We start from the raw sequence: 14,592 nt of genomic DNA on the forward strand, positions 1-14,592 counted from the left end.
ACGGGTAAAAAGCCACTGCATATTAGAAATTTTATCTGTCCTTGTTGTCAAACACACCACCACAGAGACCTAAACGCTAGCATCAACATTAGAAACTATGCTTTGGGAATGTTAGATGAAAGACATGCCATCAAGGTAGATAAAACTAGGGTAGGGATGACCCGAAGTTACGCTTGTGGAGATTCCGCTAACGGGGCTGTAACCAAGTATGGCTACATACTGGATACTGCTAGTTATGGATCGTTGAAACAAGAAGCCCACCCGTCTTTAGCGGGTGGGTGATTCACAAAAGACCTAAAGCGCGTGGGCTTAGGTGTGGAGTTAATTCAGGGATTGTCTTTATTGGTCAAGCGCGGACCCTTGCCAAAACGCGCATGCAATCACCCTCTGTGGAGTGTGTATCAATAATTCAGAGAATGTCATGTCAGACCTGATTTGTTATTAGTGTATTGTTATGTGGGCGACACTTTAGAATTAGCCCGTCTAGGAAGTCATAGCGACGTGTTCAAGACCTAAAGCTCCAAATGATGCGCACAGGGTACTTCTGCCACTCTGAACCCTTAGGCTTCTTGCTCTTGTCCTGCTCTTTATGGCTGGCTAAAGTGTCCTAAAAAGCACTAAAGAGAGAGGCTCTGCGTTGCATGTTTACAAGACCACCCCTCGCCCTAGAGGGCACGCAGTGGTTAGTACAGATCAGAACGTAGCGACTAAAGCTGTTGTCAAGGCACTGCGATCTTGGTACCCACCTTTGCAGGCACGCTCTTGCGAGGGGACGCAGGCTGAATCATTCACATTTTCTTGGTACCCCTTATGGGTATTGATCCCAAAATATGCAATGGTCACGTTTGCACTTAAGAATTTATTAAAGTTGTATTCCAAGAACAAGCTCACACGCCCCGCATAAGCCACCTTTGCACTCGTCCATTGCCACACCATTTGCCAGTTGAAAGTCTGTTTGAAATGTGACCCCCCATAACCAAGGTTGCCCGTCACAGCATCTGCTTCAATCGCAGGGCCATCAAGCCCTGCCCATGCGCTGTTGCCACCAAATTCCACCCCCACCGGGTTACCCATGTTTCCGATATAAGTGTTGGGGTTTTGGAAACTCTTGTAAAAAGTCCCCACTAAATAGAATTCGTTAAGGTCGAAGCGCTGCTTAATGGCAAAGCTCTGCCCGGTTTGTGTCATGGGTGTGCCATACCTGTAGTTACGCTCCCCCTCGCTGTTGATGACCACCCAGGGGTAGTAGACGGGGAAGAAGGTGAGCAACTCGGTTTGGGAGCGAAAACCCCGATTGCTAAAGTTGGGATCGGTATCCCAAGCAACTCTAAAACCGGGGGCATTGAAAATTTTGGGTGAAAAGTAGAAAAAGCCCTCCAGGGAGAGTTTTTGCCACTGGTAGTTGACCTGAACAGCGTGGGTACCTAAGTAGACAGGGACTCCGTGTCTATCCCAACCTCCCTTAGAGTTCTTAGTATATTCACCACTGTAAGTGGTGCGCGCTGCATACCAGTCTTTGATATAAGAGCCCGTTGCAAACGCCCGTCCAAAGGAGCTAAACCATAGCACGCGCAGATCTTTAGTGCCTCCAAAGACCTCAAAGCCCTGTGTGCGTCCACTTCTATAACCCATGCTAGACTGGTAACGTCCTCCTTTGAACCCGAAGTAATCCTTGTATTTGTAGTCGATGTAGATATCGCTCCAGACATAGTTGTGCGCGATCTTCTTGTCACCATTCTTCATGATGAAGTTCTCATCATCGGAGAGAAACTGATACCCGCTCATGAAACCACTGTGACCCCCAAAGATGTCGGTGATGATGGAGCCACCCTGTTTGGCTTTCGTGCCATCATAGAGCACACCTCCTACCATGCCCCCAATCTTGGCTGAGAGGCTATGACCAGTGATTTTTTCGGGCAATAAGTTCACATTCAAGCCCAAATACCCGGTGATGGTAGCGTAACGCTCTGTGGGGAAAGTGCCCGTCTTTTCGTCAATCTTGCTATTGTTAAAGCCGATGGAAGCGGATTGGTTGGCAAAGGCTTCGAGATTGAACTTACGACCCCCGGCATTGAATTCATAGGCGTTGAGAACACCGGTTGCTAGGGCTAAAGAGCCAAGGGTAGCCAGCAGAGAAGTTTTTGAGGCACCTTGTTTAGAAACACAAGACCTTCGTTGCATAAAGCCTCCTAGAGTTAAAAAATAAAAATCCCAGAAACACCCCCTCAGAGACAACCAGACCAGATGATAACAAAAATATGGCAATGATATTATTAAGAAGTGCATATAATTTCTATTTTTAAATAAAAATAGACTACATGCTACATGAAGTAACTAAAGGGTGTTATGTTCGCGCTTTTGTGCGTGCACTCACTTCTAAAGTTTCTTGCAAACTCGCGCAATCTGTGATACTCAATGTTGGTTTTGAGCTCAGGCGTTTATTGAGATTTTTTAACACATTGGTGCCAAACTCTACGTAGTAGGACGCGCTAGCCTCGCAAAGTTGCATGCACGCATCGTAGAGCACGGGCTGGATGAGTTGCACACTCAGGCATTTGAGGGCTTCCTCTTTGGAGTGGTATAGCAAAGCGTTGGTATTAGAAACCACGCCAAAATGGTAATTATCTTCCAAGCTCTCTGCTAAAAGTGCGCTAAAATCCTCCAGTATGGGGGTTAAAATCTCGCAATGACTGACTACATTCATGGGCAACAAGACTAATTTTTTAGCCCCTAAGTCCTTTGCTTGCAAGGCATTCAGCGTCTCTTTAGCCCCTGCTAACACGATTTGAGAACCGTTAAAATTGGCAGCATAGAGTGTACGCCCCTGCGATCTGGCATGGGCACAAAAATCTAGGATTGTTTCTTTAGACGCGCCCAAAACGGCCAACATTCCTAGCTCTTGGGGGCTTTGGGCACACACACGCTCCATCAAACGCCCGCGCTCAAATACGAGTCTTAATCCCTTGGATAAACTGAGTGCCCCACTTGCCCCATTAGCAGTAATCTCGCCTAAGGAGTGCCCTAAAGCTGCACTCATAGGCAAGCCACCCCCCTCTTGCATGAAAACCTTGAAAGCCACCATAGATACTAAAAAGAGAGCACTCTGGGTATAGGGACTTTGATTGAGCAAGTCGTTTTCCTCCCAAAGCAAAGCCTGCATATCAGTTTTTAAAACCTCGCTGGCTTCTTCAAACATCTCGCGCGCCACACTGAAATGTGTACAAAAATCCTTGCCCATACCTACATGCTGAGAACCTTGTCCTCCAAATAACGCCACTGTCATATTTATCCTTTCGTAAAATAGTCATCTAAAAATACCAAGTATGAGAAACGAATATGCTGTAGTCACGCACAAATTTAGAACCTAATTCCCCATTGAGGGGAAATTTAAACCCTACCTCTACGGAGACATCGTGGTAGAGAATGACAGTCTGGAAACGCACACCCACCTGCGAAAACACTCTAAAAAAGGTGTTTTTAAAACGCAAACTCGTGAAAAAGCGGTAATTCTGAATGAGAAAATTGCGCGAATAACGCGAGGTTGTCCATGTATTGCCCGCTATCATCATGCCATAAAATAAGCCGCAAACAGCCAAAGGATTTTTGTTATATTCGATGACTAGGTCTCCTCCCGTGCCATAGGTGAACATGTTCGTAGCGACATTATCGCTTTTATCCAAGATAACAAAGCCGTAATCCAAAAATCCATAATAACGCGTGTAAAACCAACGATTCAAGGGATTATACTCATAGCCAAAGATAATGCTCGCACCCTCAATAGTGCGGTAGTGCTTGATGGCAGCCCCATTGGAATCTTTGGTATAAAAATGCATCTGCCCTACTTGATATTGGCTTAAGAGAAAAGTACGGCTTTTAGCAGCGTACAAGTGGGGACTACACAGAACGCAAGCCCCCACAAGACACATCAGACGCGCAAAAATACCCGATCCTAGTAGTTATGGTTGAGAGGAGAGCTTAGATTGTCTTGGTGGTTATTCCAGTTTTTCAAAATATTGTTATTGGGTGGGGTGTACATAGGCCCGGTAGGTTGCATGGCATCTTGAATAGCATCTTCAACATCGATAATACGGTCCACCTTTTGGGTAGTTTTGGTGTCATCCATGCGGTGCTCTAAGTTTTCTAGTGCAGCATCCTGCTTGACCTCTTTGGCAGAACCTGCTTTCTGTTTAGCACTTGTTTGTGCTGGGGCGCTTTGCGGGTGTGCTTTGCTAGACCTTGTAGCATCCTTACACCCGGCAAATAAGCCCAAACACCCTAAAACAAGAGCGTAAAACTTAGACGAACTTGGCATGCACACATCCTTTTTGGGCTATAATAACATATTTAGTAAAAATATTAGGTTTAGGTGCATAGTGGCGGGACTGGATGCAGGGATGGATTTAGGGATTGGAATCTCGCTCATAGATTTTCTGGAACTCTTATCCCACCCTCCCAAGAGCTACAGTGCCTACCCCTTGTTAAAAAACCTAGAACCCAATCAACAGGGTTGTTTGGAAGTGGCGTATCAGAGCATGAATACAGGTAGGGTGCTCAGAGTCAGAGTGTTGGCTTTAGCCTTCAAAAGAGAGATCGAGCTTGTCTGCTTTAATTATTCCACCTACCACACGCGACTTTTTTCTCAAAAACGCTACTTTGTGTATGGAAAGCTCAGTGTCAACACCTATTCCTTTGCGCTCCAAATAACTCAGCCCCAGATCATCCAAACTCCTCAGAGCATTGAGTTGCATTTTAAAAAAGAGGCTAAGTTGACACGGGCATTCAAAGCACAGAAAACACACAAGGACTATATGAAGTATATGCAAGCGCTCTTGAGTGCAGAAAATCTCGCCAAACTTGCCCTAGTCAACATGCCTCCAGTGATGATCGCACACTTGGAGAGAATTTTTCATCCAACTCTGGAGTTTGTGCGCGCTTTTGATGCCCACAAAGGGTTCTTTGGCAAATACTTGGAAGCCCTCAAATTTGTGGAGGCGTTGGCATATATGCTCTCCTTGAATGCCAAAAAGTGGAATTTTCAAAGCAAGTTTGGTGGGCATGCTAATGCCCAGCTCCTTAGAGAATTTCTACAGGCCCTACCCTTTGTTCTCACAAATGACCAGCAACGCGCCATTTCCAGTATTCAAAAAGACATGCAAGGAGAGATGGCAAGTAAAAGATTAGTGATGGGTGATGTGGGCTGTGGCAAAACCATGATTATCTTAGCCAGCGTTGTTTTAGCTGCGCCCTATAAAAGTCTTTTAATGGCCCCCACCAGCGTTTTAGCCAAACAGCTTTACGAGCAAGCATGCCAATTTCTTCCTCCCTCCATTAAAGTGGAGTTACTCTTGGGAGGCCACATTTCCAAAAAAAATCTCCAATCCCTTGAAGAAGCGACTTTCATCATCGGCACAACAACTTTGCTCCATGTGCCCCTAGAGATGTCACAAGTTGCCTTGGTGATCAGCGATGAACAACACCGCTTTGGTACCAAGCAACGGCACTATTTGGAACAGCGTGCCAGTGGGGGATTTTTGAGAGATAATTCTGCGCGCAGACCCCATTATCTGCAATTCTCTGCTACACCCATTCCCAGAACCTTAGCCATGATGGGAGCTAAGTTTGTCAAAACCACTTTGATCAAAGACAAGCCCTACCACAAGGACATCACCACGCAGCTCATTGATAAAACCCACTTTGATGCGCTTTTGAAGCATATTCACGCACAAATTACCCAGCATAAACAGGTCGCTGTTATTTATCCTCTCGTTGAAGAGAATTTGCGCACAGAGGGAGCGCGTGCCAATTACATGCCTCTCAAACAGGGCGCGTTATATTGGCAGAAACACTTTGAAAAAGTTTATGTGACAAGCGGTAAAGATGCCAACAAAGAAGAGGTTTTAGAAGAGTTTGCCAAACAAGGAAATATTTTGCTCGCTACCACTCTCATTGAAGTAGGAATCAGTCTTCCTAGACTCTCTAGCATCGTGATTGTCGGAGCAGAACGGCTAGGTCTAGCCACTTTACACCAATTAAGAGGTCGGGTCGCGCGCTTAGGAGGCAAGGGGTATTGTTTTTTATTCACACACCACATAGATAACCCCCGACTCCAGGAGTTTAGCCAAACTTTAGATGGCTTTGAAATCGCCAATATCGATCTCAAATATCGTAATTCTGGAGACTTACTGCAGGGGACACAGCAGAGTGGCTCCCATTTTAATTTTTTAGACTTAGCTGGTGATCACGATCTCATCGCACAGGTCAGCACTCTATTCTAAAGTGCGCATGGCTTTGATATTGCCTTGTGCCTGGAACCATGCTATACTTTAAAATCTTTAAATCAGATTGAGGAGTGTGCATGGATGTGGGCATGCAACAGAGCTACGCCAAGTCTATTGGGGTTGCAAGAGGGGAGGTAGCAGAATACGATTACTCAATTGCGCGTCTATTCATCATTGCGATGATTACTTTTGGAGTGATCGGGATGGTGATTGGCGTTTTATTGGCTTTCCAATTAGCTTTCCCCCAGCTTAACTACATCGCGGGGGAGTATAGTATCTTTGGGCGACTGCGTCCTTTGCACACCAATGGGGTGATTTACGGCTTTACCTTAGGGGGCATTTGGGCAAGCTGGTATTATATTGGACAAAGGGTTTTAAAAATTACCTACTACGATCATCCTTTCTTAAGAGTAGTGGGTTACTTGCATTTTTGGTTGTGGATCGCAGCTTTGGTGGCAGGTGTGGTGAGCTTGTTTGCAGGGGTAACCCAGAGCAAGGAATATGCCGAACTTGCGTGGCCTATTGACATTTTGGTTGTGATTGTATGGGTGCTTTGGGGAGTTAGCATGTTTGGTAGCATGAGTGTTAGACGCGAGAATACAATTTATGTATCCTTGTGGTACTACATTGCTACTTATGTAGGCATCGCTGTGCTCTACATCTTCAACAATCTCTCCATCCCCACCTACTTCGTGGCAAACATGGGTAGCCTATGGCATTCCATTTCGCTGTATGCAGGTAGCAATGATGCATTGGTGCAGTGGTGGTGGGGGCATAATGCGGTGGCCTTTGTCTTCACCAGCGGGGTGATTGGTACTATTTATTACTTCTTGCCCAAAGAGAGTGGTCAGCCTATTTTTTCTTACAAACTCACCCTCTTCTCTTTCTGGAGTTTGATGTTCGTCTATATTTGGGCGGGTGGTCACCATTTGATCTACTCCACCGTGCCCGATTGGGTGCAAACTCTCTCCTCTGTGTTCTCTGTGATTTTGATCTTGCCCTCTTGGGGCACGGCGATCAATATGCTCTTGACCCTGCGTGGTCAATGGCATCAGCTCAAAGAATCGCCCCTCATTAAATTTTTGGTCTTGGCCAGCACTTTCTACATGCTCTCTACCCTAGAGGGTTCAATTCAAGCGATCCGCTCGGTCAATGCCCTCGCGCACTTCACCGATTGGATCATCGGGCATGTGCATGATGGTGTCTTAGGCTGGGTGGGCTTTTCGCTCATCGGTGCGGTCTACCACATGGTGCCCCGTGTTTTTAAGCGTGAGATTTACTCTGCCAAACTCATGGATGTGCAGTTTTGGCTCATGACTTTGGGAATCGTGTTTTACTTCTCCTCGATGTGGGTGGCAGGTATCACGCAGGGCATGATGTGGCGTGATGTAGATCAATATGGAAACTTGGTTTATCAATTCATCGACACGGTACGGGTGTTAATCCCTTACTATATCATTAGAGGGATAGGAGGCACTCTATACCTTACAGGATTCTTGATTTTCCTCTACAATGTGCTCATGACCATCCAAAAAGGGCGTGTCCTCGAGAAAGAACCCGCTTACGCTACGCCTATGGCTACCCGATAAGGAGCGTGCATGTTTAGTTTTCTGGAGAAAAACCCCTTTTTCTTTACTTTGGCTTTTGTGGTCGCCTTTGCGATCGCGGGAATCGTAGAGATTTTGCCCAATTTCTTCAAATCAGCAAGGCCCATTGAGGGGCTTAAACCTTATAGTATTTTGGAGACAGCCGGGCGACAGGTGTATATCAAAGAGGGGTGTTACAATTGTCACTCTCAGCTTATCCGTCCTTTTCAAGCGGAGGTGCAACGTTATGGGGCTTATAGCTTAAGTGGCGAATACGCTTACGATCGCCCTTTCTTATGGGGTTCTCGACGCATTGGGCCTGATTTGCACCGCGTAGGCGATGTGCGCACCACCGCTTGGCATGAGAAGCACATGCTAGACCCTACCAGTGTTGTGCCCGGAAGTATCATGCCTGCCTATAAGCATTTGTTTACCAAAGATAGCGATTTTGATACAGCCTATGCAGAAGCTTATACGGAGAAAAAAATCTTTAAGGTGCCCTACGATTCGCCCATTGGGGTGGAACTTGGAGATGTCAAAAAGGCTAAACAGCTTTTCTTAGAGGAAGCCAAAGCGATCGTGGATAACATGCAAGACCCTCAAATTGCTGAAGCTCTCAAAGCGGGGCATGTAAGAGAGATTGTGGCTCTCATTGCCTATCTCAATAGTTTAGGACAAGCCAGAATTAATCATACGGGTTTGGTAGCACCTAATTCTCAGGAGCAGAAGTAATGGATTTGGATACAATCAGAGGGCTGGCTTATGTCTTTTTCACTATTCTCTTTACACTCTTTCTTTACGCCTACATTATAAGCATGTATGTGAAGGACAAAAAGGGAATCACGAATTATGAGCGCTACAGTCAATTGGCACTTCAAGACGAACTTCACGATACGCCCATTGAACCACGCACCCCTATCTCAACACGAAAGAGGCTTTGAATGGATATTTTTAAAGACCATATCAATTTATTTGCGCTAGGGGCGGCTCTTGTGATTGTAGTACTCACTGTAAGTATGAGCTCATCCTTATTTAAAGCCATGCGTGAGAGAACCAATAGTAAGGATGTTCTCTATGATAATGGACATCAGTTTGATGGTATCGCTGAATCTGTGAATAACATCCCATCAGGGTGGATTATCTGCTTTTTAATTGCCATCACTTGGGGAATATGGTATATCTTCTTTGGCTACCCACTCTTCAATTACTCCCAGATTGGAGAATATAATAAAGAAGTCGCCCAGTACAATCGTAGTTTTGAGACACGCTGGAAAAACCTACATGGCAAAGATTTAGAGCAAATGGGGCAGGGTATCTTCTTGGTCCAATGTTCTCAATGCCATGGTTTGGAGGCGACAGGTTTGGACAATACAGCGCGCAATTTGGTGAGCTGGGGTAAAGAGGCGGGGATTATCGAGATAATTAAGCAAGGTTCGATGGGTTTGAATTACCAAGCTGGAGAAATGCCTCCTCTTGAAATGAGCGATGAGGACGCCAAGGCGGTGGCAAGCTTTGTAATGGCTAAAATTTCAGAGGTCAAGCACACCAGTTACCCGCAATTGGTGCAAAAGGGGGAAACAATTTTTGCTAATATGTGCGCTGGCTGCCATGGTGTAGATGGCAAAGGTCAGGAAGGCATGGCGGTGAATTTGGCGCATTATGGCACCCAGGTGTTTCTCAAAGAAATTTTGGATAAAGGTAAAAAGGGGCATATTGGAGAGATGCCTAGCTTTGCTTACAGACATTTTAACGATACGCAAGTGCGCGCACTCGCTCACTATATCCAATCTTTGCGAGGAGAGGAATGATGGAAGCTTTAATTAAATTGTTAAATGGCCTATTTGGCTATTGGCTCGTGGTAGTGGTGGTTTTATGCATCGTGGCTTTTTTAGGGTTTAAAGCGGTCAAAATCCAACAAGAAGAGGCTACGCATTACTACAAATTAGATGTGGGTAAAATCCAAATGTTTGAGAAAAATAGACAATTTTATCAGGTTAAGGAATAATGATGTTTACAGGCATGGAAAAATTGCTAGGCTTGTTTTTGATTCTCTTGTTTGTCATCTCGGTGGTGCTTTACTTCATTAAACCCAGTTTCTTGTTTGCAGTTTGATGGGTATGGTAGAGCGCATCCTTGGTCTTGCGCTCTTGTGTTCTTTAGCGTTGTTGGGGGCTGGGCAAAATTTTGTACAGGGTAATGTCGCGCAGCATTTTGTACCTAAGAGTGTGGCGCTGGTTGAGCGCGTTTCTACTGAGTTAAAGCAAAAAACTGGGGTTTCTTTCGTGCTATTTGTGGTGGACACTGATTTAGAAGATAGACAAGCGCGTTTGGATTACCAGCAGGCGCATTTAAAAGAATTAAGTGCCCCATTTGTAGCCTTATTTGCTTACTTTCAAGCACAAAAAATTGCCATTGTGGTAGAGCCTACCAGTTTGCTCGACACGGATCAAATTTTTTTTGAACGCATTGCGCCCTTTTTGCCCAAGAAATGGGGAGAAAATATGAATGACAATAATGCCCGCTTCTCATTTGCCTTGCTCAATGGGTACACTTACATGGCCGATGCCATCGCTCAAAAACACCAAGTGCATTTAGAAAACAATATCCAAGAGGAAAATCATAATAACCTCGTCAAAACTATTCTCTATATTTTGCTCTGTTCTCTCTTGGCACTCTTTTTTTACGGCTACTTTTTTGGAACAAGAAAACATGAATCCTAAAGAGAAGAATTATTGGCCATTAGGTATTTTGGCTGTGCTTTTACTGGGAGTGTTTTTAGTCAGTGCACTAGTAGTGGTCGCCATTAAGAACTCTCCCAAGGACGACAACTCCTATTTGGAGAAGCATACATTTACGGACGCACACATCAACACAATGCTTGCAAATTACCGCACATTTTTACAGAGCTACCATCTCATTTTGCTCACCCAAGATCAGAGTCTCACCCCCCTTTTTCCCTATTATTTGAATCAAAACACGCCCATACTATGGCTCAAATTGCAGGATAACCGCGTGCGCATTGTTATCGAGAAACTTCAACCCGAAGCAACCCCTCTGGATTTGTCCGTTTTACTCATTAGAGACAGAGATGATCTCCAGCCCTTCAGTAAACCCGAATGCTTAGAAAACCAAAAGCAGATCACATGCCAACTGCACCCCTTTAACCTCCCCTCAGAAGGACATTGCAAAATCCTCGTCCGTATCAAATTTAGGGGAGATTACATCCCCCTCATTCAGCCCGCCTATGTGCGTGCTAAAAAGTAAAAGTGTAGTTGACATACCAAGAATACAAACGCCTAATGTAGAGATTCCCATCATTTTTGGTCTGCAAAAAAGGGTTACCCTTGATCATGGGGAATTTGATCCCTGCTTCTATACTGCTATGCTTTAGCAGGCGCACCCTACCCCCCACATTGAAGAGAAATTGAAAAGCCGTTGCCTTCTTGTCTAGCCCCGCAAATTCTAAGGCAACATGCGCAAAGTCGGGCGTGGCTAAAATCCACGAGTTACCCGCAAATTGAATCCCCCCCACTGCGCCCAAAGCCATCGCCTTATTATTGATCACATTGAGCACAATATCTGCTCCCGCGCCATAAGTGAGCATGTTGGGCGCAATGGGCTTATTATTTCCGACCAGCTCTTGCAAGATACCCATGACATTGAGCTGGCAGTTGGGCAAGCCCACACTGGGCAGTGGTGGAATTGTGGGTGGGACTCCTGGTGGCATACCCGGTGGCGCAGCAGGAGGTTTTATAGCGGGAGCTTGACACACAAGCGGACCACCAGATGCATTTTTCTTGGCGGCGAACTCTATGCCCTGTGCATGGGCGTAGTCAAAGAAACCATAGAGTTTGAGACCAAAAAACTTGCTAGGAAACATCTGATAGCCTATCTGTATACCAAACCCCTTTAGAGGAGTTGTGAGCTCAGTGGACACCCCTTTATCCTGCATGCGAATCTGGGCCTTACCTTGCTGATACCCACCTCCAATAAAGATGCCACTTCCATCATTCGCACTTAAAAGAGAAACTAAAGATAAAGCTACAAGAGACTTAATACGCATTACTACATCCTTTCTTAGAGATTTTTTCTATATCGGTCAATCTCCCTCAAAAGAGGAGATTCTTGGCTAATTTAGCATATTTTGGCGGAAATTCCAGCAAAATGCGATCCGTTTACTCTTTACTAATAAAAATAAATACCCCTAAATTTGCCTCATATACATGCACATCTAACCAGCGGAATGTGCCAAGTGATTGCTATGCATTTGCACTACACTATTCTCAAAGGCTGAGACTAAAATAATATACTCAAATACCAAAAAGGTCTATTATTGAGTTGATTATGCTACAAATAAGGTTACCTTAAGAGAAAATGCCTTATTAAACAGAACCTAAATTCATCCACATGGTGTGTTTGACGAGAGTTTAATTTTTAGAGGTAAAGCAAATCGGCATGTTCTACAATATAGTTAAACTATGGTAAGCAGGGGTGGTTTAAGTACAGGGAGGTGTCCCATGAACACTTTCAGATTTTTGCGAAGGGGGTTGGTCTCCGTCTGTGTGTCTTTGAGTTCGTTACTAGGCTATGGGGGAGATGTGAGAGACGGGTTTTTTATAGAGGGGAGCATAGGGGCACAGAGCAGTGGTGTATCTTCTTATGGTCCGAATGCCACGGCCTCAACCCCCTCTAAAACCCTCAACGCCGCTTCGTTGCAAGCAAGCCTCAACAGTCACCTAAAAGAGCTTGCTACTGCATTGCAAAATCTCAATGCTACTGCGGCGCAGGTGGGATCTACCAAGGATATTTTGCAACTTTCCCCTCTTGATATTTCAGGGACCATGCGCGCTCAGATCAAGGGTTTGGAAGCGCAGATCCAAATGGAAATCGGACAACTCAAAACACTTGTGGGCACGAACCCTAATGCCCCCAATGTGGCAAACGATCAGGCGATCATACAGGATTACGAGAAAGTCTTGCAGTCCTTGCAGGGTTATGGTGTTTCTATCATTGGTGAAGTTAATAACTATGATAACACACTCGCTCAGGCTCAGATTGCGTTTAAGGACTTAAAAAATGCCATCGCATCCAGAAACAGCGCGAGTCAAAAAGCCTATGATGCCGCTTACAGTGCTTATGAGCAGAAGAAACAAGCTTTCTCAGCCGCTAGGGATCAAATAACGCGCTTCATGGGTCAGTGTGTGGGGGGATCATGCGGTCCATCAAGCGTTAGCCCCGCAGAGGGGGCAGCACAGGTGGAGCAATTCTCCAATAGTATCTTGCAGGGCATTTTGGGGATTGCTCAAAATCCCGATACAGATAGTATTATCTCCATCAATCAGTATTATAACTCTTATAGGACGGGAGTTTCAGGTGTCTGTGCTCCTACCTCCACTACTGCTAACATACCTAATTGTTTTAGCAGTGTGGACCCTGTCATGAGCAATTTCTCGATCGAGAATCTAGTCAGAGACTATGCATGGTTTTTCCAGGAGGCTAAAGAAATTGGCGAATCGCTTAGTTTAAATGCCCCTCAAGTTGACGTAGCAGCTAACGGACTTGTGGCCGTTTATAACACGCTATCAAATATCATGCAGACAACCCTGGGTAATTATAGCAGCATCATCCCCACGCCCGATCAGTATTTCCGCCCCCCCGCGGTACCCGTCCTCAAACCCATGCCTTCTCCTCCCACGCTAGGCTTCAAATACAACAATCTTGCCCCCCAAATTACCACAGCTGCTAATACGATCAACACCGTGGGGACCATCCATGCGCCCGGGCAAATCGTCGTGCCTGACCTATCACCCTTTAGTAATATCATCAACCACTTTGCTAGAGCATTTCAAAATGTCAATTGGAATGCCAATGTAGGTGTGGGATACCAATATTTCTTCAGCCGTCATTTTGGATTTGATGTGCAGGTCAGTGTGGGTTACAATTATCTCAACAGCCCTCTCTTTAGGAAGTCTCCCATATTTAAATCCATGCAGGGCTTTAACTGGGCGATAGGGGGCAATGTGATCTTTGACTTTATAGCTCCTAGTAGTCAAAGTGGGCTGTTTGTTGGCTTATTTGCAGGTATATTAGGGGTGGGGAGTCACTACTTCTTAGATACCAAAAGTTCCCCACTGGTTCGGGCTAGCGATTTCAATGCGCGTTTAAATGTGGGGATCAGATTTCAGTTTGATCGCAATATTATTAAAGTGGGCATTGAAGATCCCTTGTACAGCCATGTCATTGACATGCAAGCGGGCGATACCCACTTCATTGTGGATGAAACCCCTAGAAATTTTGACATTTACATTTCTTTCGCACACCTATTCTGATCAACAAGGCAGGCTGTTAGGGCTTGCCCCAACTCACCCAGCCTAGCCCCCCTAGCCCCAATTCCACTTCCGCCAGGAGAATTTGAAAACCTAAGGGCTAGCCCGTGCGGGGGAATTTTAAGCCCATTTGCCTATACTGGGCCTAAAAAGGACCTTGATGTCACAGCCCGCAATTATTCCCGTAGTAATGGCCTTTGACAAAAATTACTGCTTGCCTGCAGGTGTGGCCATGCACTCTATGCTCACCCATGCGGCACGCACCAGAGAGGGCGTGCCCTTGTTTTATAAAATTCACTGCTTGGTTCAGGGCTTAGACACAGATCATGAGATCGAACTCCAAAACGCTCTCATGCCCTTTAAAGATTTTTCGAGTTTGGAATTTCACGATCTCGATTGGTT

At 45.4% G+C, this 14,592-nt stretch carries 16 protein-coding genes and 1 pseudogene; 12 read left to right on the top strand and 5 right to left on the bottom strand.

Going from position 1 to position 14,592, the window contains the following annotated elements:
- On the top strand, window positions 1-282 hold a 282-nt coding region (locus KCO92_RS06570), incomplete at its 5' end, for a zinc ribbon domain-containing protein (RefSeq protein WP_210647473.1).
- A 138-nt stretch (window positions 283-420) separates the two neighbouring features.
- Window positions 421-516, top strand: a pseudogene (locus KCO92_RS06575) (type II toxin-antitoxin system YafQ family toxin); the annotation flags it as partial.
- A gap of 177 nt (window positions 517-693) precedes the next feature.
- Here the strand turns inward: KCO92_RS06575 and KCO92_RS06580 are convergent.
- The 4 genes from KCO92_RS06580 to KCO92_RS06595 all read right to left on the bottom strand — a co-directional run bounded on the left by KCO92_RS06580 (window position 694) and on the right by KCO92_RS06595 (window position 4,312).
- On the bottom strand, window positions 694-2,181 hold the full coding sequence (locus tag KCO92_RS06580) for an outer membrane family protein (protein WP_104696372.1): 1,488 nt from the start codon (window positions 2,179-2,181) through the stop codon (window positions 694-696).
- A 163-nt stretch (window positions 2,182-2,344) separates the two neighbouring features.
- Window positions 2,345-3,283 carry an ACP S-malonyltransferase gene (locus tag KCO92_RS06585; protein WP_104696371.1) on the bottom strand — a complete coding sequence of 313 codons (939 nt, stop codon included), beginning with the start codon at window positions 3,281-3,283 and terminating at the stop codon, window positions 2,345-2,347.
- Window positions 3,284-3,308: 25 nt separating this feature from the next.
- Entirely contained in the window at window positions 3,309-3,926 is a 618-nt protein-coding gene (locus KCO92_RS06590) for an outer membrane protein (protein ID WP_104696370.1), read from the bottom strand.
- 23 nt (window positions 3,927-3,949) lie between these two features.
- Complete coding sequence (locus tag KCO92_RS06595; protein ID WP_104696369.1) at window positions 3,950-4,312, bottom strand: hypothetical protein; 363 nt, start codon at window positions 4,310-4,312, stop codon at window positions 3,950-3,952.
- Window positions 4,313-4,373: 61 nt separating this feature from the next.
- Between KCO92_RS06595 and recG the strand changes: the two genes are divergently transcribed.
- The 8 genes from recG to KCO92_RS06635 all read left to right on the top strand — a co-directional run bounded on the left by recG (window position 4,374) and on the right by KCO92_RS06635 (window position 11,128).
- Window positions 4,374-6,275, top strand: a complete 1,902-nt coding sequence (gene recG, locus KCO92_RS06600) for an ATP-dependent DNA helicase RecG (protein WP_425591275.1) — start codon at window positions 4,374-4,376, stop codon at window positions 6,273-6,275.
- Between the two features lie 92 nt (window positions 6,276-6,367).
- The gene (gene ccoN, locus KCO92_RS06605; protein ID WP_104696374.1) at window positions 6,368-7,867 is read left to right on the top strand and encodes a cytochrome-c oxidase, cbb3-type subunit I; all 1,500 of its coding nucleotides are present in this window, start codon (window positions 6,368-6,370) and stop codon (window positions 7,865-7,867) included.
- Between the two features lie 9 nt (window positions 7,868-7,876).
- Window positions 7,877-8,596: a cytochrome-c oxidase, cbb3-type subunit II gene (gene ccoO / locus KCO92_RS06610; RefSeq protein WP_104696368.1), complete on the top strand. Its 720-nt coding sequence runs from the start codon at window positions 7,877-7,879 to the stop codon at window positions 8,594-8,596.
- On the top strand, window positions 8,596-8,805 hold the full coding sequence (locus KCO92_RS06615; protein WP_104696367.1) for a cytochrome c oxidase, cbb3-type, CcoQ subunit: 210 nt from the start codon (window positions 8,596-8,598) through the stop codon (window positions 8,803-8,805). The genes ccoO and KCO92_RS06615 overlap by 1 nt, the downstream gene beginning before the upstream one ends.
- On the top strand, window positions 8,806-9,672 hold the full coding sequence (gene ccoP, locus KCO92_RS06620; protein WP_104696366.1) for a cytochrome-c oxidase, cbb3-type subunit III: 867 nt from the start codon (window positions 8,806-8,808) through the stop codon (window positions 9,670-9,672).
- Window positions 9,672-9,869: a DUF4006 family protein gene (locus tag KCO92_RS06625; protein WP_233710544.1), complete on the top strand. Its 198-nt coding sequence runs from the start codon at window positions 9,672-9,674 to the stop codon at window positions 9,867-9,869. Before ccoP ends, KCO92_RS06625 begins: the two co-directional genes overlap by 1 nt.
- Before the next feature lie 112 nt (window positions 9,870-9,981).
- Window positions 9,982-10,584: a hypothetical protein gene (locus KCO92_RS06630; protein ID WP_199766218.1), complete on the top strand. Its 603-nt coding sequence runs from the start codon at window positions 9,982-9,984 to the stop codon at window positions 10,582-10,584.
- Entirely contained in the window at window positions 10,574-11,128 is a 555-nt protein-coding gene (locus KCO92_RS06635) for a hypothetical protein (protein WP_104696364.1), read from the top strand. Before KCO92_RS06630 ends, KCO92_RS06635 begins: the two co-directional genes overlap by 11 nt.
- On the opposite strand, the gene KCO92_RS06640 is transcribed toward KCO92_RS06635, so the two are convergent.
- Window positions 11,118-11,927: an outer membrane protein gene (locus KCO92_RS06640; RefSeq protein WP_104696363.1), complete on the bottom strand. Its 810-nt coding sequence runs from the start codon at window positions 11,925-11,927 to the stop codon at window positions 11,118-11,120. The two genes, KCO92_RS06635 and KCO92_RS06640, sit on opposite strands and share 11 nt — an antisense overlap.
- A 454-nt stretch (window positions 11,928-12,381) precedes the next feature.
- On the opposite strand from KCO92_RS06640, the gene KCO92_RS06645 reads away from it, so the two are divergent.
- Both KCO92_RS06645 and KCO92_RS06650 read left to right on the top strand, forming a co-directional pair.
- A complete protein-coding gene (locus KCO92_RS06645; protein WP_158653610.1) occupies window positions 12,382-14,193 on the top strand; it encodes a hypothetical protein in 1,812 nt (603 codons plus the stop codon).
- A gap of 157 nt (window positions 14,194-14,350) precedes the next feature.
- The coding region (locus KCO92_RS06650; RefSeq protein ID WP_210647474.1) for a glycosyltransferase family 8 protein at window positions 14,351-14,592 on the top strand (242 nt) is incomplete at its 3' end.

This window comes from Helicobacter salomonis (assembly GCF_017979425.1).
GTDB lineage: Bacteria > Campylobacterota > Campylobacteria > Campylobacterales > Helicobacteraceae > Helicobacter > Helicobacter salomonis.

Coding starts and splice junctions, on each gene's coding strand:
- KCO92_RS06580 (WP_104696372.1), bottom strand. CDS start 2,181: ATGCAACGAAGGTCTTGTGTTTCTAAACAAGGTGCCTCAAAAACTTCT.
- KCO92_RS06585 (WP_104696371.1), bottom strand. CDS start 3,283: ATGACAGTGGCGTTATTTGGAGGACAAGGTTCTCAGCATGTAGGTATG.
- KCO92_RS06590 (WP_104696370.1), bottom strand. CDS start 3,926: ATGTGTCTTGTGGGGGCTTGCGTTCTGTGTAGTCCCCACTTGTACGCT.
- KCO92_RS06595 (WP_104696369.1), bottom strand. CDS start 4,312: ATGCCAAGTTCGTCTAAGTTTTACGCTCTTGTTTTAGGGTGTTTGGGC.
- ccoN (WP_104696374.1), top strand. CDS start 6,368: ATGCAACAGAGCTACGCCAAGTCTATTGGGGTTGCAAGAGGGGAGGTA.
- ccoO (WP_104696368.1), top strand. CDS start 7,877: ATGTTTAGTTTTCTGGAGAAAAACCCCTTTTTCTTTACTTTGGCTTTT.
- KCO92_RS06615 (WP_104696367.1), top strand. CDS start 8,596: ATGGATTTGGATACAATCAGAGGGCTGGCTTATGTCTTTTTCACTATT.
- ccoP (WP_104696366.1), top strand. CDS start 8,806: ATGGATATTTTTAAAGACCATATCAATTTATTTGCGCTAGGGGCGGCT.
- KCO92_RS06625 (WP_233710544.1), top strand. CDS start 9,672: ATGGAAGCTTTAATTAAATTGTTAAATGGCCTATTTGGCTATTGGCTC.
- KCO92_RS06630 (WP_199766218.1), top strand. CDS start 9,982: ATGGTAGAGCGCATCCTTGGTCTTGCGCTCTTGTGTTCTTTAGCGTTG.
- KCO92_RS06635 (WP_104696364.1), top strand. CDS start 10,574: ATGAATCCTAAAGAGAAGAATTATTGGCCATTAGGTATTTTGGCTGTG.
- KCO92_RS06640 (WP_104696363.1), bottom strand. CDS start 11,927: ATGCGTATTAAGTCTCTTGTAGCTTTATCTTTAGTTTCTCTTTTAAGT.
- KCO92_RS06645 (WP_158653610.1), top strand. CDS start 12,382: ATGAACACTTTCAGATTTTTGCGAAGGGGGTTGGTCTCCGTCTGTGTG.